General features: G+C 62.1%; 19 protein-coding genes. 16 read left to right on the top strand and 3 right to left on the bottom strand.

Features of this window, described 5'->3' with window-relative positions:
* Nucleotides 1-21 precede the first annotated feature (21 nt).
* From ACN9MO_RS23785 to ACN9MO_RS23760, 6 genes are all read left to right on the top strand, one after another.
* Nucleotides 22-825 (top strand): arginine deiminase family protein, encoded by an 804-nt coding sequence (locus ACN9MO_RS23785; RefSeq protein WP_113132672.1) that lies wholly within the window; start codon nt 22-24, stop codon nt 823-825.
* A gap of 29 nt (nt 826-854) precedes the next feature.
* Entirely contained in the window at nt 855-1,655 is an 801-nt protein-coding gene (locus ACN9MO_RS23780; protein ID WP_112996943.1) for a transporter substrate-binding domain-containing protein, read from the top strand.
* A gap of 160 nt (nt 1,656-1,815) precedes the next feature.
* Nucleotides 1,816-2,529: an ABC transporter permease subunit gene (locus ACN9MO_RS23775; protein ID WP_112996944.1), complete on the top strand. Its 714-nt coding sequence runs from the start codon at nt 1,816-1,818 to the stop codon at nt 2,527-2,529.
* Complete coding sequence (locus tag ACN9MO_RS23770) at nt 2,529-3,230, top strand: ABC transporter permease (protein ID WP_057249177.1); 702 nt, start codon at nt 2,529-2,531, stop codon at nt 3,228-3,230. The genes ACN9MO_RS23775 and ACN9MO_RS23770 overlap by 1 nt, the downstream gene beginning before the upstream one ends.
* Nucleotides 3,231-3,267: 37 nt before the next feature.
* Nucleotides 3,268-4,032, top strand: coding sequence for an ATP-binding cassette domain-containing protein (locus ACN9MO_RS23765; RefSeq protein ID WP_113132671.1), 765 nt, complete (start codon nt 3,268-3,270; stop codon nt 4,030-4,032).
* Nucleotides 4,033-4,042: 10 nt separating this feature from the next.
* Nucleotides 4,043-5,194 (top strand): M20 aminoacylase family protein, encoded by a 1,152-nt coding sequence (locus ACN9MO_RS23760; protein ID WP_112996945.1) that lies wholly within the window; start codon nt 4,043-4,045, stop codon nt 5,192-5,194.
* 26 nt (nt 5,195-5,220) lie between these two features.
* Here the strand turns inward: ACN9MO_RS23760 and ACN9MO_RS23755 are convergent, their stop codons facing one another.
* Together ACN9MO_RS23755 and ACN9MO_RS23750 are read right to left on the bottom strand one after the other, a co-directional pair.
* On the bottom strand, nt 5,221-6,597 hold the full coding sequence (locus ACN9MO_RS23755; protein ID WP_112996946.1) for an FAD-containing oxidoreductase: 1,377 nt from the start codon (nt 6,595-6,597) through the stop codon (nt 5,221-5,223).
* On the bottom strand, nt 6,594-7,061 hold the full coding sequence (locus ACN9MO_RS23750; protein WP_112996947.1) for a DUF4126 domain-containing protein: 468 nt from the start codon (nt 7,059-7,061) through the stop codon (nt 6,594-6,596). The genes ACN9MO_RS23755 and ACN9MO_RS23750 overlap by 4 nt, the downstream gene beginning before the upstream one ends.
* 332 nt (nt 7,062-7,393) lie before the next feature.
* Here ACN9MO_RS23750 and osmF point away from each other — a divergent pair, with 332 nt between their 5' ends.
* The 10 genes from osmF (at nt 7,394) to ACN9MO_RS23700 (ending at nt 17,781) form a co-directional block, all read left to right on the top strand.
* Nucleotides 7,394-8,305, top strand: coding sequence for a glycine betaine ABC transporter substrate-binding protein OsmF (gene osmF / locus ACN9MO_RS23745; protein WP_113132670.1), 912 nt, complete (start codon nt 7,394-7,396; stop codon nt 8,303-8,305).
* A gap of 97 nt (nt 8,306-8,402) precedes the next feature.
* Entirely contained in the window at nt 8,403-9,572 is a 1,170-nt protein-coding gene (locus tag ACN9MO_RS23740; RefSeq protein WP_113132669.1) for an ABC transporter permease, read from the top strand.
* Nucleotides 9,569-10,507, top strand: coding sequence for an ABC transporter ATP-binding protein (locus ACN9MO_RS23735; RefSeq protein WP_113132668.1), 939 nt, complete (start codon nt 9,569-9,571; stop codon nt 10,505-10,507). The genes ACN9MO_RS23740 and ACN9MO_RS23735 overlap by 4 nt, the downstream gene beginning before the upstream one ends.
* On the top strand, nt 10,507-11,244 hold the full coding sequence (locus ACN9MO_RS23730) for an ABC transporter permease (RefSeq protein ID WP_113132667.1): 738 nt from the start codon (nt 10,507-10,509) through the stop codon (nt 11,242-11,244). Before ACN9MO_RS23735 ends, ACN9MO_RS23730 begins: the two co-directional genes overlap by 1 nt.
* A gap of 78 nt (nt 11,245-11,322) precedes the next feature.
* Nucleotides 11,323-12,135 carry a pirin family protein gene (locus ACN9MO_RS23725; protein WP_113132666.1) on the top strand — a complete coding sequence of 271 codons (813 nt, stop codon included), beginning with the start codon at nt 11,323-11,325 and terminating at the stop codon, nt 12,133-12,135.
* 241 nt (nt 12,136-12,376) lie between these two features.
* Nucleotides 12,377-13,534 carry a Gfo/Idh/MocA family protein gene (locus ACN9MO_RS23720; RefSeq protein WP_057249168.1) on the top strand — a complete coding sequence of 386 codons (1,158 nt, stop codon included), beginning with the start codon at nt 12,377-12,379 and terminating at the stop codon, nt 13,532-13,534.
* A gap of 12 nt (nt 13,535-13,546) precedes the next feature.
* A complete protein-coding gene (locus ACN9MO_RS23715; protein ID WP_057249167.1) occupies nt 13,547-14,431 on the top strand; it encodes a carbohydrate ABC transporter permease in 885 nt (294 codons plus the stop codon).
* Nucleotides 14,428-15,285 (top strand): carbohydrate ABC transporter permease, encoded by an 858-nt coding sequence (locus tag ACN9MO_RS23710; RefSeq protein ID WP_057249166.1) that lies wholly within the window; start codon nt 14,428-14,430, stop codon nt 15,283-15,285. Before ACN9MO_RS23715 ends, ACN9MO_RS23710 begins: the two co-directional genes overlap by 4 nt.
* Nucleotides 15,286-15,322: 37 nt before the next feature.
* The gene (locus ACN9MO_RS23705) at nt 15,323-16,552 is read left to right on the top strand and encodes an ABC transporter substrate-binding protein (RefSeq protein WP_057249165.1); all 1,230 of its coding nucleotides are present in this window, start codon (nt 15,323-15,325) and stop codon (nt 16,550-16,552) included.
* Nucleotides 16,553-16,647: 95 nt separating this feature from the next.
* Entirely contained in the window at nt 16,648-17,781 is a 1,134-nt protein-coding gene (locus ACN9MO_RS23700) for an ABC transporter ATP-binding protein (protein WP_057249164.1), read from the top strand.
* A 108-nt stretch (nt 17,782-17,889) separates the two neighbouring features.
* Here ACN9MO_RS23700 and ACN9MO_RS23695 read toward each other — a convergent pair whose 3' ends face one another.
* On the bottom strand, nt 17,890-19,371 hold the full coding sequence (locus ACN9MO_RS23695) for a M81 family metallopeptidase (RefSeq protein WP_113132665.1): 1,482 nt from the start codon (nt 19,369-19,371) through the stop codon (nt 17,890-17,892).
* Between the last annotated feature and the right edge of the window lie 22 nt (nt 19,372-19,393).

Genomic DNA, 19,393 nt, shown 5'->3' with positions numbered 1-19,393 from the left:
TCCAAGCCAAAGGTCCCACAAATGTCGCAGTCACGCCCCGTCTACCAGTTCAACAACATCATCGTCCGCACGCCGTCGAAGTCGGTCGTCAACGGCCTGCGCGCCGACGATCGCGGCAACCCCACCTTCGAAGGTGTGAAGGCCGAACACGACGCCTACATCGCGGCGATGAAGGACGCAGGCGTGAAGGTGACGGTGCTGCCGGCGCTCGAAAATTTCCCGGATTCGATCTTCGTCGAGGATCCGGCGCTGGTCTTCACCGAAGGCGCGATCCTCCTGCGCCCGGGCGCCGAGACGCGCGTCAAGGAAACGCCGGAGATCGAGCCGACGCTCCGCGCCATGTTCGAGACCGTTCTCGACCTGCCGGGCAGCGGCTTTGCCGATGGCGGCGACGTGCTGACGACCCGCGAAAGCGTGATGATCGGCCTTTCGGCCCGCACCAACAAGGTCGGCGCCGAAGCGCTGCAGGCCTGCCTTGCCAAGCTCGGCCGCAAGAGCGAGATCGTCGCGACGCCGGAAGGCGTGCTGCACTTCAAGACCGATTGCTCGCTGCTTGACGACGAGACCGTGCTTTCGACCGCGCGTCTGGCAAAGTCGGGTGCATTCGAGCGCTTCAAGCAGGTGATCATTCCCGAAGGTGAAGAGCCGGCGGCCAATGCGCTGCGCGTCAATGACGTCGTGATGGTCGGCTCCGATTTCCCGCGCACGATCGAGAGACTCGACAAGCTCGGCTACAAGGTCGTGCCCATGAAGACGACGGAGATCGGCAAGATCGACGCGGGCCTGTCCTGCATGTCGCTGCGCTGGTTCAGCAACACGCTCTGATCCGTCGCAATCCCCGAGGAGGAAACAAAATGAAGACGTTGAAGACCGCCCTGTTCGCAGGGATCGCCCTTTCCATGACTGTTGGCAGCGCATTGGCCGAGGACACGCTGCGCCTCGGCATGACGCCGGAGCCCTACATGCCCTTCACCCAGGTAAACGCCGGCGGCGAATGGGAGGGCCTCGAGGCCGACCTCTCCCGCGCGCTCTGCGAAAAGATGGCCGTGAAGTGCGACATCAACCAGATGGCCTGGGACGGACTGATCCCGTCGATGAAGGAAAACAAGGTCGATTTCATCATCGGCGCCTTCTCGATCACCGACGAGCGTCGTCAGGTCGTCGACTTCTCGACGCCCTACTACACCGAAGGCACCTCCTTCGTTGGCGCCAAGGCTGACACGAGCGAGATCAAGACGGTCGATGCCGCGGACGGCTCCGGCAAGATCATCGATCCGGCAAGCGTCGAGGGTAAGATCATCGGTGTGCAGACTTCCAGCGTACAGTCGGCCTACGTTGCCAAGTATCTGACGGGTGCCGAAGCCAAGAGCTACGACACCGCAGACAACTCGGTCGCCGATCTTATCGCCGGCCGCGTCGACTACGTGCTGATCCCCGACCTCTACATCCAGACCTTCCTGAAGTCGCCCGAGGGCGCCGACTACGAGGTCAAGGTCGAGGTTCCGAAGAACGTCGTTCTCGGCGAAGGCGTCGCCTATGCCGTTCGCAAGGGCGATGCGGCGACGCTTGAAAAGGTCAATGCCGGCCTTGCCGCTCTGGAGAAGGACGGCACGACCCAGAAGCTCGTCGACAAGTGGATCTTCGGCAAGAAGTAAATCGCTCTTCAAGGGCGGCGTGTGGCCTATGTTTCGCGCCGCCCTCGATCGCCAAACCGGCCGCAGCGCCGGGGCATCTTCGCAGCGACCGCTACAGCGATCCAGCCCGACAGAGGGCGGCGTGAGGGCTGACGAGACAATCGGGAACAGGTAACGACGGATGGACTATTACTGGCAATTGCTTGCCTGGGGGGGCGAGGGCTGGGGCGACGATTTCGCCTGGGGCCTGGTGATGACCTTGCAGGTGTCCGTGGTCGCCTATGCGGTTGCGGTTCTCTTCGGCTTCCTCGGGGCGGCCGGCAAACTGTCGAAGCACCGCGTCCCGCGCTTCCTTGCCGAGATCTACACGACCGTCGTTCGCTCGCTTCCCGAACTGCTCGTCATCCTGCTCCTCTATTTCTCCGTCGCGAGCGGTGCCGAGCGGCTGTTGAAGCACTTCGGTCTGGTGGCCGAGACCTTCCAGTTCAGCTCGTTCTGGGCAGCAATCATCGCACTCGCTTTCGTCTCCGGCGCCTTCATGACTGAAGTGCTGCGCTCCGCCTTCCTTTCCGTGCCCCCCGGCCAGATCGAGGCGGCGGTTTCGATCGGCATGCCGAGACGCAAGGTCTTCACCCGCATTATCTTCCCGCAGATGATGCGCCACGCGGTTCCAGGCATGGGCAATCTCTGGCTGTCGATCACCAAGGAAAGCGCCATCATCAGCGTGCTCGGTTCGTTCAGCGAATTGCTCTACACCGGCTACCGCGCTGCGGCCGGCACCAAACAGTACATCTTCTTCTACGGCCTCACGGCCATCCTGTTTCTGACGATCACGCTCGTTTCCGTCCTGGTGATTGCTCAGATCGAGCGCCGCCTCAACCGGGGGCACCACTGATGGAAACAATCTCCAACGTCATCGGCTTCCTGCCGGCGCTGATCAAGGCCACCCCCCTGACGCTGCTTTTGACGGCGGTGGCGGGCGTCTTCGGTCTGGTCATCGGCACTCTCGTGGCGCTTGCCCGGCTTTCCGGCAGGCGCGTGCTCTCGGTCCCGGCCTATGTCTTCACCTTCGCATTCCGCGGCACGCCGCTCCTGGTACAGATCTACCTGATCTACTATGGCCTCGGGCAAATCCTGCCCGGCACCTGGGTACGCCACAGCTTCCTCTGGCCCTATCTTCGTGACGGCCTGTGGTACGCGATCTTTGCGCTCAGCCTCAACCAGGCCTCCTACAATGCCGAGGTTATCCGCGGCGCGATCAAGGCGATCCCGCGAGGCCAGATCGAAGCGGCAAAGTCGATCGGCATGCGCTCGTCGATGATCCTTCGCCGCATCACCCTGCCGCAGGCGTTCCGATCCTGCCTGCCGGTGCTGACGGGCGACCTGATCATCTTGTTGAAGACGACGTCGCTTGCCTCGACCATCACCATCCTCGAGGTCATGGGCACCGCCCGCATGCTGCAGCGCCAGTCGCTGTTGATCTTCGAACCGCTGATTGCCGCCGGCATCATCTATTTCACCGTCGTCTTCATCCTGACGCGCGTCATGGGCGTCGTCGAGAAGCGGCTCACCCGCTACCGCACGGCGAAAGCATAACGAGGAGGCGCGCCTGGGCGCGACGAGAGGAACGATCATGGTCGCAACAGCGCTATCGGTGAAGAACATTCACAAGAGCTTCGGGTCCGTCGAGGTGCTGAAAGGCGTCTCCTTCGAGGCGAAGTCCGGCGACGTCATCTCGCTGATCGGCAGCAGTGGTTCGGGCAAGAGCACTTTGCTGCGCTGCATCAACTATCTGGAGACGCCCGATGAGGGCGAGATCGCGGTCTCGGGCGAGGTGATCCGCACCGTCAAGGGCAAGGACGGCAAGTTCCATGCCACCGACCAGCGGCAGCTCGAACATATCCGTACGCGCCTTGGCATGGTGTTCCAGAGCTTCAATCTGTGGTCCCACAAGACCATCCTCGAAAACATCATCGAGGGCCCGATACATGTGCTCGGCATGACGCGCAAGGATGCGATCGGCGAGGCCGAATTGCTGATGGAAAAGGTCGGCATCACCCCAAAGCGCGACCACTATCCCAACCAGCTTTCGGGCGGCCAGCAGCAGCGCGCGGCGATCGCCCGTGCTCTCGCGATGAAGCCGGAAGTCATGCTCTTCGACGAGCCTACGTCGGCGCTCGACCCGGAACTCGTCAACGAAGTCCTGCTCGTCATCAAGAAGCTCGCCGAAGAAGGGCGCACCATGGTCATGGTCACGCACGAAATGTCACTCGCCCGTGATATCTCCAGTGAGGTGATCTTCCTGCACAAGGGACTGGTGGAAGAACGCGGCGCGCCGTCGCAGGTGATGCGCGACCCGCAATCGGCGCGGCTGCGCCAGTTCTTGCAGATGGCTTGAGGAGGCCCCAATGCGCGACGCCAATTTTTCCGAGTTCCTGCCCGAACTCGTCGATATCCGTCACAAGCTGCACGAGATGCCCGAGATCGGTCTTTCCGAGGTGAAGACTTCTGAGTTCGTAGCGGGGCTCCTGCAGTCCTGGGGTTTCGAGGTGACGCGCGGCCTTGCAACGACGGGCATCGTCGCTACGCTGAAGCGCGGCAACAGCAACCGCGCCATCGGCTTTCGTGCCGACATGGACGCGCTGCCGATGCAGGAGGAAACCGGTCTCGCCTATCAGAGCAAACATCCGGGCGCGATGCATGCCTGCGGCCACGACGGTCACACCAGCATGCTGCTCGGCGCTGCCTGGGCTCTGTCGAAGGACGAGAGCTTCAACGGCACCGTGCACCTGATCTTCCAGCCGGCCGAAGAAAATTTCGGCGGCGGCAAGCTGATGATCGAAGACGGCCTGTTCGAGCGCTTCCCCTGCGAGCGCGTCTATGCGCTCCACAACTGGCCGGGCCTGCCGGTCGGCCAGTTCTCCAGCCGCGCCGGCGCGATGGCTGCATCGATCGACGTACTGACGCTAACGATCAGAGGCAAGGGCGGCCACGGCGCCCAGCCGGAACTGACGGTTGACCCGGTCGTCGTCGGTTCCAGCGTGGTGATGGCGCTGCAGACGCTGGTCTCGCGCAATGTCTCCCCGCACCAGCCGTCGGTGCTGACGGTCGGTTCGTTCCAGTCCGGCTCCGCCTCGAACATCATTCCCGATACGGCGGTGCTGGAAATCAGCATGCGCGCGATGGATCCGGCTGTGCGCAGGCAATTGCAGGAGCGCGTCGAACAGATCGCCCGCTTGCAGGCAGAAAGCTATAACGCGGAAGCGACCTTCGACTGGCAGGTCGGTTATCCCGCGACGATCAACGATGCCGAGGCAGTTGAAGACGCGCGCTCTGTGATCGTTGAGACCTTCGGCGCCGACGCCTATGTCGACCTTCCCGAGCCGCTGATGGGCAGTGAAGACTTCTCCTTCCTGCTGGAGAAGGTGCCGGGCGCCTATGTGCTGATCGGCAACGGCGACAGCAGCGGGCTGCACACCACCCGCTATGATTTCAACGACGACATCCTCGAACGCGGCGCTACGTATTTTTACCATCTCGCGCGGGCAGCGCTCGTCTAACCGGGCGGTCGCTAACGCCCGGTCGCTCAGGTGGCCGGGTGCAGGTCACCAAACACCGTCGGGATAAGCTCCGACACCGTCGGGTGAATGTGCACCGCGTGGGTGATCGTCGTGTAGGGTTTGCCGGCATACATCACGTCGAGGATGCTTTGCACCGCTTCGTCGCCGCCCGTGCCGAGGATCGAGGCGCCGAGGATCTCCTTGCTGTCGGCGTCGACGATCACTTTCATGAAGCCTTCGGTTTCGCCCTTCTCGACGGCGCGGCCGACACGGGTCATCGGCCTGGTGCCGACAAGCAGCTTGCGTCCCGATTTGCGCGCTTCGGTTTCCGTCATGCCGGCGCGGCCAAGCGGCGGATCGATGAAGAGGCCGTAGGTCGAAATCCGGTCGCTGACCTTTCTGCTTTCACCGTCGAGCAGGTTCGCCGCGATGATCTCGAAGTCGTTGTAGGCGGTATGGGTGAAGGCGCCGCGGCCGTTGCAGTCACCCATCGCGAAAATATGCGGCACGTTGGTCTTGAGCGTTTCATCGACTTCAATGTAACCGCGGGCGTCGGTCCTGACACCGGCGCGATCGAGGTCGAGATCATCCGTATTCGGCCGTCGCCCGGTGGCAAGCAACAGGTGGGAGCCGACGATCTCGGGTGCGCCGGCGGTGCAGTCGACGCCGGCGACGACTTCGTCGCCGCGCCTGGCGAAGCGGATGCATTCGGCGTTCAAGCGGAAGTTTATGCCCTCTTTCTCCAGAATCGCGAGAATGGCGTCGGAAACGTCCGCGTCCTCGCGACCGATCAGGCGTGGGCCCTTCTCGATCACCGTGACCTCGGAGCCGAAGCGGCGGAACATCTGTGCGAACTCAAGCCCGATATAGCTGCCGCCGATGACGATCAGGTGGCGGGGCAGAGTGTCGAGATCCATGATCGAGACGTTGGTCAGATAGGGCACGTCCTCGACGCCAGGGAATTCCGGCGTCGCCGCACGTCCGCCGACATTGAGGAAGATCTGGTCGGCGGACAGCAACTCATCGCCGACGCGCACGTCGTGCGGGCCCATGAAGCGCGCATGGCCTTCGATGACGGTGATGTTCGGCATGCCCTTCAACCAGCCTTCGACGCCCTTGCGGGAGTTGAATCTCACCGTGTCCTTGCGCGTCATGACGCGGGCGAAGTCGATGGTGATGGGCCCGGTCGTGACGCCATAGTCGGCGCCCCGCCGCGCCAGATGCGCCGCATAGGCGCTCGCAACCATCGCCTTGGTCGGCATACAGCCGGTGTTGACGCAGGTGCCGCCGAAGTGCTTGCGCTCGATGAAAGCGACGGTCTTTCCCGCTGATGTCAGCCGGCCGGCCAGCGAAGGACCGGCCTGGCCGGCGCCGATGATGATTGCGTCGAAATGTTTCGTCATGACACCGAGGACACCACCCAGAGTGCGAGGAGAACGGCAACGACATCCTCAAGAAGCGCGATCGGCAGATCCTTGCCGCCGATGGCCGCAACGAGGCGCTTGCGGGCTTCGTAACCACCGAGCGTGCCGATGACGGCACCGATCACGCCGGCGACCAGTCCGCCCAGCATAGCACCTGCGACCGTTCCGAGCACAGCGCCGCAGAAACCGCCCGAGACGATGCGCGCGCCGAACTGCTGCGGAACCTTACGGCTCGGCGTGCTCGGCAACTGATCGGTGACGAATTCCACCAGCGCCAGCAGGCCGAAGACGTAGGGCGTGAAGCGAAAGCCCATGAAGGCTGCCCAAGTGCCGTTGAGCGGTAGCCATCCGGCTGCCGCGCCAATGCTGACGGCCGCAGGCGCGGTCATGGTGCGAAGGCCGGCGACCACGCCGATGAGTAGCGCGAGAAGATAGATCGACATGAATTCCCCGAACGTTCGCCGGGCGAACCTTAGCCACTAGCCCCCAAGCGGTTCAGGTCGAGCGGCATCGCAACCAAGAGTGAAAACGGATGTTTCTGGCGGGCCTCTGTCAGAGTGGCCGACAACACGACCGATTGCAACGGCCAATCGCGCACCTTGCACGGTAGTCTAGTCTTTCGGTCGGATTAGTAGCAGACGAGATTTTTTGTCTGTCACAGTCTCTGCGTGCAACCCTATTTTTTGCTGGGGGCTGACATATATGGAATGGCTTGCCCGGACGCGGCGGACTTTCCGTGATCAAACTTGCGGATCGATATTCGAGGGAGAAACCCATGCGCCTGACCAGACTGCTTATCGGAACTGCCTTTGCTTTCACCTTGACCGCTGCCACGGCGAGCGCCGATGTGGTCGTCTCCTCCAAGATCGACACCGAAGGCGGCGTGCTCGGCAACATCATCCTTGCGGTGCTGAATGCCAATAATATCAAGACGGTAGACCGCGTCCAGCTCGGCGCGACGCCGGTCGTGCGCAAGGCGATCACCGCCGGCGAGGTCGACATTTATCCGGAATACACAGGCAACGCCGCCTTCTTCTTTGAAAAAGCCGACGACCCGGTCTGGAAGGATGCCGCCAAGGGTTACGAGGCGGCCAAGAAGCTCGACTACGACGCCAACAAGATCGTCTGGCTGACGCCGTCGCCGGCCAACAACACCTGGGCGATCGGTCTTCGCAAGGAAGTTGCGGATGAGAACAAGCTGAAGACGCTCAGCGACTTCGGCAAATATGTCTCCGGTGGCGGCAAGGTCGTGCTGGCCGCTTCGTCTGAGTTCGTGAATTCGGCCGCCGCATTGCCTGCCTTCCAGACCACCTATGGTTTCACCTTGAAGCAGGATCAGCTGATCACGCTTTCCGGCGGTGACACCGCGGCGACCATTGCGGCTGCTGCCAACCAGACGAACGGCGCCAATGCGGCGATGGTTTATGGCACCGATGGCGGCATCGCACCTTCTGGCCTCGTCGTGCTCGAAGATGACAAGGCGGTCCAGCCAGTCTACCAGCCGACCCCGATTATTCGCGAGGCTGTGCTCAAGGAAAACCCGCAAATCGAGGAACTGTTGAAGCCGGTGTTCGAGAAGCTCGATCTGGTGACGCTTCAGGACCTGAACGGCCGCGTGCAGGTCGGCGGCGAACCGGCCAAGGCGGTTGCCGAGGATTTTCTGAAGAAGAACGGCTTCCTGAAGTAGTTGACGGATAACCGGAACGCTGGTCCGATGGCTGGCGTTCCGGGGTGTGCCTGCAGGTGCCGAAGTCGCGCCGGCACAGGCGGGGAGGGAATGTGGTTTGAGACAACTCCGCTTTGACAAGCTCGGAGCGATCATCGCGGCCTTGGCGCTTGGCGGCGCCTTCATCGCGCCTTTTGCAACGTTTCGTGCCAATCGCATCGTCGCCGGCGAGGCGAAGACGATCGTCGAGTCCCTGCCGCAGCCCTGGAGCGCGGCAGTGCTGCTGGTGATTTTGGTGGGCGTGCTCGTCGCGGCCATGCGCTCGCCGGCGATTCTGCGCCTTGTCGCTGCCTTCGCAGCGCTGGCCGTGCTGGCGCTCGGCATTGGCGTCGCCGCCAGCCACCTGACGCCTGAGGGCAACACCTATGCCCGCGTATCGCCTGCCTCCGGCTTCTGGGTCATGCTCTTTGCTTTCGGGCTGCTGGCAGCCGATGCCCTGACGCGATTGCGCCCAGCCCCCTTCATGCGCATCGTGGTGCTTGTCGCCGTGCTCGCCTTTGTCGGGATGCTTTTGCTTTCCGGTACCTGGGACGGTCTCTCGATCCTTAGGGAATATGCGAGCCGGGTGGACACTTTCTGGGCGGAAGCCCGAAAGCATGTGACCTTGGCGCTCGGCTCGCTTGTGGCCGCGACCATCGTCGGCATTCCGCTCGGTATACTGTGTCACCGCGTCGCCCGATTGCGCGACGGTTTGCTGGGCGTCCTGAACGCGATCCAGACGATCCCGTCGATCGCGCTGTTCGGCATTCTCATCGCACCGCTCGGCTGGATCGCCGCGAACGTTCCGGGCGCTGCCACGATCGGCATTCGTGGCATCGGCGTGGCACCCGCCTTCGTTGCGCTGTTCCTCTATTCGCTGCTGCCAGTGGTTGCTAATACCGTCGTCGGCCTGGCCGGCGTTCCGAGGGATGCGAATGACGCAGCCCGCGGCATCGGCATGACCGATTGGCAACGGCTGGTCGGCATCGAATTTCCACTGGCCTTTCCGGTGATCCTGACCGGCATCCGCATCGTGCTCGTCCAGAACATCGGCCTGGCGACCATCGCTGCCCTCATCGGCGGCGGCGGGTTCGGCGTCTTCGTCTTTCAGGGCGTTGGCCAGACCGCGATGGATCTCGTGCTGCTCGGCGCCGTCCCGACCGTGGTGCTCGCCTTTGCGGCGGCGATCGTGCTCGACGCGGTGATCGAGATGGCCACACCCAACACCAGGCAGGCAGAGGCCTCATGATTGAGATCGAGAACATCACCAAGCGCTATGGTGAGACCGCCGTCGTCGACGACGTCAGCCTGACGATCGCACCGCGCACCGTCACCGTCGTGGTCGGCACCTCGGGTTCCGGCAAGACGACGCTCCTGCGCATGATCAACCGGCTGGTGGAGCCGACTTCGGGGACGATCCGCCTCGACGGTGAGGACAACCGTTCGCTGCCAGGCTATGAACTGCGCCGCCGCATCGGTTACGCGATCCAGGGCCACGGCCTGTTTCCGCACCGTACCGTCGCGCAGAACATCGCCACCGTGCCGACGCTGCTCGGTTGGGAGCGCGCGCGCATCGATGCCAAGGTGGACGAGCTTCTCCAACTGTTCCAGCTCGATCCGGGCGCCTTCGGGCCGCGCTTTCCGCACGAGCTTTCCGGCGGTCAGCAACAGCGTGTCGGCGTCGCCCGGGCGTTGGCTGCCGAACCGAAAGTCCTGCTGATGGACGAGCCCTTCGGCGCACTCGACCCGATCATCCGTGCCAAGGCTCAGGATGATCTGCTCGCCATTCAGAAGCACTTCGAGACGACGGTCATTCTCGTCACCCATGACATGGAGGAGGCCTTCCAGCTCGCGGACCGCATCGCCGTCATGGACAAGGGCAAGGTGGTGCAATATGCGACGCCCGCCGAAATGCTGATCAAGCCCGCGACCCCGTTCGTCGAGAGCCTGATCGGGGTCAGCGAACGACCTTATCGGTTGCTCGCGATCGAGCCGGTCTTGAGTGCCGTCGAACCAGGGTCAGCAGACGGCACAGCCATATCGAGCACGCTCAGCCAAAGGGAGGCGCTTGCCGAACTGCTCTGGTCCGGGCGGAGCGCGCTGCCCGTGGCTGACCCCGCGGGGGCAATCATTGGCAAGGTCAGTCTCGAAGGGCTGGCGAAACGGGCAGCCGGGCCAGTCTGATGCCGAAACTGTCGACGCTTTTTCGCTTGGGATTTTTCCTGGTTTTGGTCGCCTTCCTGCTGCAGCCGCAATGGTTCGAACCGTTGCTGCGGCCGCTGGTTCAGGCGAATGCGCCGGTGATCTACAATCAGGGCAGCCTATTGCAATTGACGCTGCTGCATCTACGCACCGTCGCCATCGCAGTGGCTGCTGCGGCTTTGGTTGCGCTTGCTTTGGCAATATTGGTGACGCGCGAATCCGGGGCCGAGTTCCTGCCGCTGTCGCGCAGCCTGGTCAACATCGGCCAAACCTTTCCGCCGGTGGCCGTTCTGGCGCTCGCCGTTCCCATCTTCGGTTTCGGTGAGAAGCCGACATTGATCGCGCTTTTTCTCTATGGCCTGCTACCAATCTTCGAGAACGCGCTGACGGGGCTGACGACATTGCCGCCATCTGTCATGGAGGCGGCGCGCGGTGCCGGCATGACAGGCGGCCAACGGCTCCTGAAGGTGGAGCTGCCGCTGGCGATGCCGGTGATCCTTGCAGGCATCCGACTCTCGGTGGTCATCAGCCTGGCAACGGCCACGATCGGATCAACGGTCGCGGCGAAAACCCTCGGCGAAGTGATCATTGCCGGCCTGCAATCGAACAATCTGGCCTTTGTCGTTCAGGGTGGCCTGATCGTCGCGACACTTGCGGTGCTGCTGCACGACGGATTGCAGGCGGCCGAAAGGAAACTCGCTGCTCGAATGGGTCGGTGAGGTGCCGTCGGAAGGCGGGAAGCCCGGAAAGCGTTCGCCGGCCGTGCCAAATGCCGATGGCGCGTGATAGAGTGACCCATGCTCTACCGCGGCGCCAAAAGTCCTCTTGTCAGGGATATGGGCGGGTTCAAGGCCAGGCTCAACATGCCCGGTTGGCTGCTGCCACGACCGCGTGATCACGGCTACGGCCCTCTAGCAATGGTTGTTGAGTCGATCCTGGAGCCGGGCAGGCTGATCGCCATGCACGAGCACCAGAACGATGAAATCCTGTCATGGGTGCCGGAGGGTGTCATGCGCCACGATGACCGCGCTACCGGGAGACTGGTCACGGACAGCGGGCACCTTATGGTGATGAACGCAGGAAAGAGCTTCTGGCATTCGGAGGAGACCCTGCCGAGTGATCCACCGTTGCGGATGCTCCAGATCCTCGTGCGCCCTCACGGTCTCGATCTCCCACCGGCCATCCAGCACGGCCCCATTGCAGTGGCACCTGTCAATCAATGGAGGCATCTTGTCGGGCCGGAAGGTGGCACAGCACCGTTTTTCGTGCGCAACAGCGTCGACTTTTTCGATCTCCGGCTCGAGGCTGAGACAAAGACTGCGTTTCCGCGGGCGGAGGGGCGACACCTTTACTTTTATCTCTTTTCGGGCTCGATAAAGGTCGGAGATATCGCCTTCGGTGAGGGGGATCAGGGGATATTCCTGTCGGACGACGCCCTGGAGCTATACGCCACTCGCAGCTCGCTGATCGTTGCGTTCCTGATCGAGCCGAGCGCGCGCGCCGCACGGCAGGGGACGGTTGGCGACCATCCCCAGATACCGCGACCTTATCTGGCTCGACCTTTACTGCGGCTGCTGCACTGGCGAAACCGGCTGGTCGGAAAGGGCTGAACTGATCAGAAGTCAACCACGCAACGTGCAGTGGTCTGGACCGCTTTCTTCCTGCCGTAGAGTTGCGGGATACGCACCCTTTTTAGTTGTCCATGAATTGCCTGCATTCTCGGCATTTGCCTGTCGTATGAAAATGAATTTCACAATTTTACAAAATATGCGGATTTGAGTTGACGGCCTGAAAAAACTGTCCCAGTCTGCGAAAATAAATTACGCCAAAAGGCAGGGGAACAGGACGAGCATGAAAGTCGGCATCATCGGACTCGGATTCCGTTTGGGTTATCTGGGCTATGTCTTCAAGGCCATGGACGAGAACTTCGAGATCGCCGGCTACGTCGATCCGAACCCGGCTGGTTTGTCCACGCTCACCGAAAAAGGCATCTCGGCCGGCAAGGCTTACGCGACCCCCGAAGAGCTGATCGCCAACGAGAAGCTCGATCTCTTGATGATCGGCTCGCCGAACCACATGCACCTCGATCATATCCGGATTGGTCTCGAAGCCGGTCTCAAGGTGTTCAGCGAGAAGCCGATCGTCACGACGGTCCAGGAGAGCCTGGAACTCGCGGGGCTGATGGCGAAGTTCGGCCATGAGCGCCTGATGGTCGGTCTGGTGCTGCGCTACGCGCCCATGTATCGCGACCTGCGCGCAGCCCTTGCGGAAGGCAAGCTCGGCCAAGTCGTCTCGATTGAAGCGTCCGAGCATATCGAGCCCTATCACGGCGCCTTCTTCATGCGCGACTGGCGCCGCTACGAGCGTTATTCCGGCAGTTTCATGCTGGAAAAATGCTGCCACGACCTTGATCTCTACAATGGTGTCGTCGGCGCGCGGCCGGAACGGGTCGCGAGCTTCGGCGGCCGCAAGAGCTTCATTCCCGCCAACGATCCGGCCCGCGAAGGCATCAACGATCTGGAACTCTTCCATCGCAAGCCGAGCGGCTGGATGGGCTCCGACAAGGTCTTCGACAGCGACGGCGACATCATCGACTACCAGGTGGCGATCGTCGAATACGCCAACGGCGTCGGCATGAACTTCCACACCAATCTCAACGTGCCGGACCAATTCCGCCGCTTCTGCATCATGGGCTCGCGCGGCATGGCCGAGGGCGATTTCATCCGTGGCTATTTCGACGTTCACGAGATGCTGACCGGCAAGAAGGTCATCGAAAACAAATACGCCGCCACGGAACTGTCGCAGCACTACGGTGCCGACGAGCAGATGGCGACCGATATCATCGGCCATGTTCGTGACGGCCGGCCGCTACCGGTTTCAACGCTCGATGCGCTTGAAGCGGGTATCCTGGCGCTTTCGATGGACGAGGCGCGGCGCAAGAAGAGCGTCATAGATCTCCGGCCCATCTGGGACCGTTTCGACGAAGCACTGCATTCGCGCGCTGCGTAAGGGGAGGTGGGGATGAGTGTTCAACGCAGCACGGTCATCTTCGCCTGGATCCTGCTTCTTCCCGCCGTCCTCTACGTCACGGTGATCGTCGCCTATCCACTGGTCGATACCTTCATCCTGTCGTTTACGGATGCGTCGCTGAAGAAGACGACCAACTGGGTCGGCTGGGCGAACTACGACAAGATCTTCAACGAGACCTTCGCCGAGGTCATCTTCCGGACCTTCATCTGGACGTTCTTCTCGGTCTCGATCAAGATGATCATCGGCGTCTTCGGCGCGACGATGCTGAACGCCGCCGTGCCCGGCCGTGCGCTCTTCCGCTTGCTCACCATGCCGCCATGGATCGTACCGATGGCGATCGGCATCTTCATGTGGGGCTGGATGTACAACGGCCAGTTCGGCATGATCTCCGGCGTGCTGCAGAATTTGGGACTGTCCAATGGTCCCATCGCTTTCCTCGCCCACGGGTCCACCGCCTTCTGGGCGACGATCATCACCGACGTTTGGATCGGCGTGCCGCTGGTGACGCTCTATATGCTGGCGGCCATGCAGGCGATTCCGCAGGATCTCTATGAAGCTGCCTGGACCGACGGAGCAGGGCGCCTCTATCGTTTCCGCCGAATCACCCTGCCGCTCTTGATTCCGTCGCTGATCACGATGTCGATGCTGTCGCTGATCGCGACCTTCAATTCCTTCGATATCATCTGGATTCTCACCCAGGGTGGCCCCAACGGTGAGACCACCACGATGATCATCGATACCTACCGTACCGCCATCGGGTCGAAGAAATACGGTGAAGGCGCCGCGCGCGCCGTGCTGATCTGCATCTTCCTGTCGATCTTCTGCTTTGCCTATTTCCGGGTCACCAGCCGTCTTGCCGCGGGGGAACAGAAATGAGCCAGCCTGCCATGATCAACCGCTATCGCTGGTACGAGCTCCTTGGCATCTATGCCGGTATCTTCGTCTTCCTGTGCTTCATTCTGGCGCCCTTCGTCGAAGGGTTCCTGGTGTCGTTGAAGCCGCTCGGGCTGCTGTTCTCCTCGCCCTATCGCTTCTGGCCGCAAAACGGCTCGTTTGCCGCCTACTCGACCATGTGGGTCAGCGTGCCCGGCTTTGCCCGCTACATCTTCAACTCCTTCTTCATCTCCACCATCGTGACCGCCATCGTGCTGATACTGGTGATCCCCGCGGCCTATGCCTTTGCGCGCTTCAATTTTCGCGGCGCCGGGCTGCTGCTTGGTGCCTTCCTCGCCGTCAACATGTTCTCGGGCGCAGTGCTGCTCATCCCGCTGTTCCGTCTAATGCGCACTTTTGGCGTGCTCAACACCTATCTCGCGATGATCGTGCCGGGCGTCGCCTTCCTGATCCCCTCGGCGATCTGGCTCTTGCGCACCTACATGATGCGCATTCCGCGTGAACTGGACGAGGCCGCTTTCGTCGATGGCGCCAGCCATTTCTACACGCTGCGACGGGTGATCCTTCCGATTGCCATGCCCGGTATCACCGTGGTGGCGATCACCACCTTCATCGGCGCCTATGCCCAACAGTTCATCTATGCCCTGACCTTCAATTCCAAGAGCGAATACATGCCGCTGCCGGTCGGCCTCTTCGCCTATTTCGGTCGCCAGGAAGTGGTCTGGAACGAGCTCATGGCCGCGAGCTTCGTCGGCATCGCGCCGGCTGTCGTCGTGATCTTCCTCCTACAACGGTATCTCGTCAGCGGCCTGACCGCGGGCGCGGTGAAACAATAAGACTTAAGTCAACCACCAGAGAACGGGAGCATAAAACGTGTCTATTCATTTCAAGACAGGGGTACTCGCCCTGGCCCTGCTCGGGTCGACAGCGCTCGGCGCTGTCACCGCGAAGGCTGCCGACCAGGAGATCAGCTGGATCTACTGCGGCGACACCATGGACGCGGTCCACGCGAAATACATCAAGCAGTGGGAAGAGAAGAACCCGGGCTGGAAGGTCACGCCTGAAGTCGTCGGCTGGGCCCAGTGCCAGGACAAGGCCACGACGCTCGCCGCCGCCGGCACGCCCGTTGCCATGGCCTATGTCGGCTCGCGCACGCTGAAGGAGTTCGCGCAGAACGAGCTCATCGTTCCCGTCCCGATGACGGACGAGGAAAAGAAGAGCTACTACCCGAATATCGTCGATACCGTAACCTTCGACGACAACCAGTGGGGCGTTCCGATCGCGTTCTCGACCAAGGCGCTCTACTGGAACAAGGACCTGTTCAAGCAGGCCGGTCTCGATCCGGAGAAGCCGCCGAAGACCTGGGCTGAAGAGATCGAATACGCCAAGGCGATCAAGGAGAAGACCGGCATCGCCGGCTACGGCCTTCCGGCCAAGACCTTCGACAACACCATGCACCAGTTCATGCATTGGGTGTACACAAACAACGGCAAGGTGATCGACGGCGACAAGGTCGTCATCGACAGCCCGCAGGTGCTGGCAGCACTCCAGGCTTACAAGGACATCACCCCCTATTCTGTTGAAGGCGCCACCGCCTACGAGCAGAACGAGGTTCGCGCCATCTTCCTGGACGGCAAGGTCGGCATGATCCAGGCCGGCTCCGGTGCGGCTACGCGCCTGAAGGAAACCAAGGTCAACTGGGGCGTCGCGCCGCTGCCGCTCGGTCCTGAAGCGAAGGGCGAGGGCACGCTGCTCATCACCGACAGCCTGGCGATCTTCAAGGGCTCTGGCGTCGAGGAGAAGGCGATCGAATTCGCGAAGTTCATCACCTCGCCGGGGCCGCAGGGTGAGTATGAGCTGCAGGGCGGCGCCGGCCTGACGCCGCTGCGTCCGTCGCCGATGGTCGACGAGTTCGTCAAGAAGGATCCCTACTGGAAGCCGTTCATCGACGGCATCACCTACGGTGGTCCGGAACCGCTCTTCACCGATTACAAGGGCTTCCAGAACGTCATCATCGAGATGGTCCAGTCGGTCGTGACCGGCAAGGCCGAGCCGGCCGACGCCTTGAAGAAGGCGGCCGCGGACCTCGAAGAGTACAAGTAAGGCCACCGGGGCCGCGCGCCGATGGGATCGGTTCGCGGCCCCACCTAACTCTGCTATAAATGAGCCGCTTCTCGCCGGTGGCCGGAGACAGTTTCTTGGGACAGCTCAATCTCAATCGGATTCAGAAATTCTACGGGACTTTCGAGGTGCTGAAAGGCATCGATCTCGAAGTCAGGAACGGTGAGTTCGTCGTTTTCGTCGGACCCTCCGGTTGCGGCAAGTCGACCTTGCTCAGGATGATAGCCGGTCTCGATGAGGCCAGCTCGGGGGACATCCTGATCGAGGGCAAACGCGTCAACGACCTGCCGCCTGTCAAGCGTGGTATCGCCATGGTCTTCCAGTCCTACGCGCTCTATCCGCACATGACCGTCTTCGAGAATATCGCCTTTCCGCTTCGCGTGGAAAAGATGGCCGAGGAGAAGCTGAAGGCGAAGGTGGAGCATGCAGCACGCATCCTGCACCTTGATCAGCGCCTGCAGCAGAAGCCCGGGATGCTTTCCGGAGGCCAGCGTCAGCGTGTCGCGATCGGGCGAGCGATCGTGCGCGAGCCGAAGATCTTCCTCTTCGACGAGCCGCTTTCGAACCTCGACGCGGCGCTTCGGGCGGACATGCGCATCGAACTGGCGAAACTGCACCGGCAATTGCAGGCAACGATGATCTACGTCACGCACGACCAAGTCGAGGCGATGACGATGGCGGACCGGATCGTCGTCCTCAATGCCGGGCAGATCGCCCAGACGGGCGCCCCGCTCGAGCTCTATCATAAGCCAGCCAATACCTTCGTTGCCGGCTTCATCGGCAATCCGAAGATGAACTTCCTGCCGGTCACCTGCAAAGGTATCAGCGACGCCGGTGTCGAGGTCGACTACAAGGGGCAGACGGTGGTCATTCCCGTCAACCCGCAGAGCGGCCTTGCCGGGCGGACACTGACGCTTGGTGTTCGGCCGGAGCATATCACGCTGGGCTCCGGAGACCTGACCCTCAAGGTCACGCCAACGGTTATCGAACGCCTCGGCGCCCATACGGTCGCCTATGCGGCGATCGGCGGCGAGGGCGAAAACTTCTGCGCCATGTTGCCGGGAACGGCCGCGATCCGGCCGGAAGAGACGATCCAGACCGGTATCAAGGTTGCGGATTGCCACCTGTTCGACGAGGCGGGCCTTGCGCTCGAACGTCGCGTCGAACTGACCGACATCGACATGGGCGTGCTCGATCCGGCGGCTGCCTGATCGTTCAGAACTAAGGAAAAAGACCGCTGTCTAGCGAAAGACGGCGGTCTTTTTTGTCTGCGTACTAAGCCCGTCGTACCGGTGTCGGCGAGACGCGATGGCCGCACTCTAGGCGCGGTTCGGGCCGCGCCCTTCTGCGTGCGGATCGGCGACCTTCGGCCAGATGTTCTTCGGTGCCCGCTTGTAGTCGGTCTTCGCAGGGTTGTTCGGATAGGGAGTGCCGGCCGAACAATAGAGGATTTCGGACGCGATCTTCGAGAACGAGGCATAGAAGTGATTGGTCGACTTGATGACCAGGACCTTCTTCGCCGTTGGGTCGATGCCCATCACCGAGAACAGGCTCGGATCGAAGCTCTGCGCTCGCGTCGAATTGAGGATGATGTCGATGCCGTTGAAGACGATGTGGGCGGCATCGCCGAACGGGGCAAAACTCTCCCCGAACCGCATCTCGGCGTCGCGCACCAGCTTGACCACCCTGACGGTGCCATCGACCGGATGACCGGTTCCGGGAGCCGACTTGGCGCCGAAGCGCAGCGGGATCTCGGCGCCTTCGCCGGCCGCCATGCAGATCTGCACCGCCATCGGGTCCCAGATCGTCCCGACCGCAACGTCGGTTGCGCCGCGCGCCAGGAGCTCTTCGAGCAGCACCGTTGCGTCGCCGGCGGTGCCTCCGCCTGGATTGTCCCAGACATCGGCAATCACGACAGGACCCTTCGATGCGGCGAGTGCCTCGGAAACGGCCTGCTTCTCGTCGATCTGCGGCATGATAAAGGTTCCGCGGTGGGAGAAGAGTTCGAGACCCAGTTCCCGCGCGAGGCTCGCGCCCTTCTCCGGTTTGCCGTTGGTGACGGCAAGCAGCTTCGTTCCCATTTCCGATACGTCGCCGGCCATGAAGCCGTGGATCACGGAGAGCGAGAGCACGTCCGCATCTTCTTTCTCGATGCGCATGAGCTTGTCGACGAAGGAGCGCATCGGATCGCGCGAGGTCGGGTAAACGTCGATCATCCGACAGTCGAAGATCGACATGACAGGCGTGACGCGCCCTTCGAGCGTATCGACGACGATACGCCAGAGATCTTCGGCACGGTCGACGAAGTCGGTGTGCGGAAACTCCTTGAAGTAGACGAAGAAGTTCGACGCGGCAGCGCGCTTGGCCGTCAGGTGGCTATGGGGGTCGAGTTCGGCGCAGACGAGGATGTCGGGGCCAACGATCTCCCGGACGCGCGTCAGCAGGTCACCCTCCGGATCTTCGTAGCCGTCCGCGACCATGGCGCCGTGCAGGCCGAGCACTACAGCGTCGACGGGCATGGCAGCGCGTAGCTGGTCGAGGATTTCGTCGCGCAGGCCTTCATAGGTCTCCCGGTTGACGAGGCCAGCCGGGTCCGCCCAGGTCGCGGTGCCCTCGATCAGTTGCCAACCGTTCTTTGCGGCGACGCGGCGGCCGACGGTAATCGGCGCGGTGCAAAGCGTCGGTGTTTCCGGGTGTTCTCCCGGCGGCGCGTAGAGCGACGCTTCGAAGGCCCGGCGGTCGATGCAGATCGGGGAGAAGGTGTTGGTTTCGGTCGCAAGCGCCGCTGTGAAGATCCGCAATGCCTTTGCCTTTTCTATCGCG

This window comes from Ensifer sp. R-19, assembly GCF_049905105.1.
Taxonomy (GTDB): Bacteria; Pseudomonadota; Alphaproteobacteria; order Rhizobiales; family Rhizobiaceae; genus Ensifer.
Note: the sequence above shows the minus strand (reverse complement) of the source record. Positions and strands in the feature narration are given on the sequence as shown.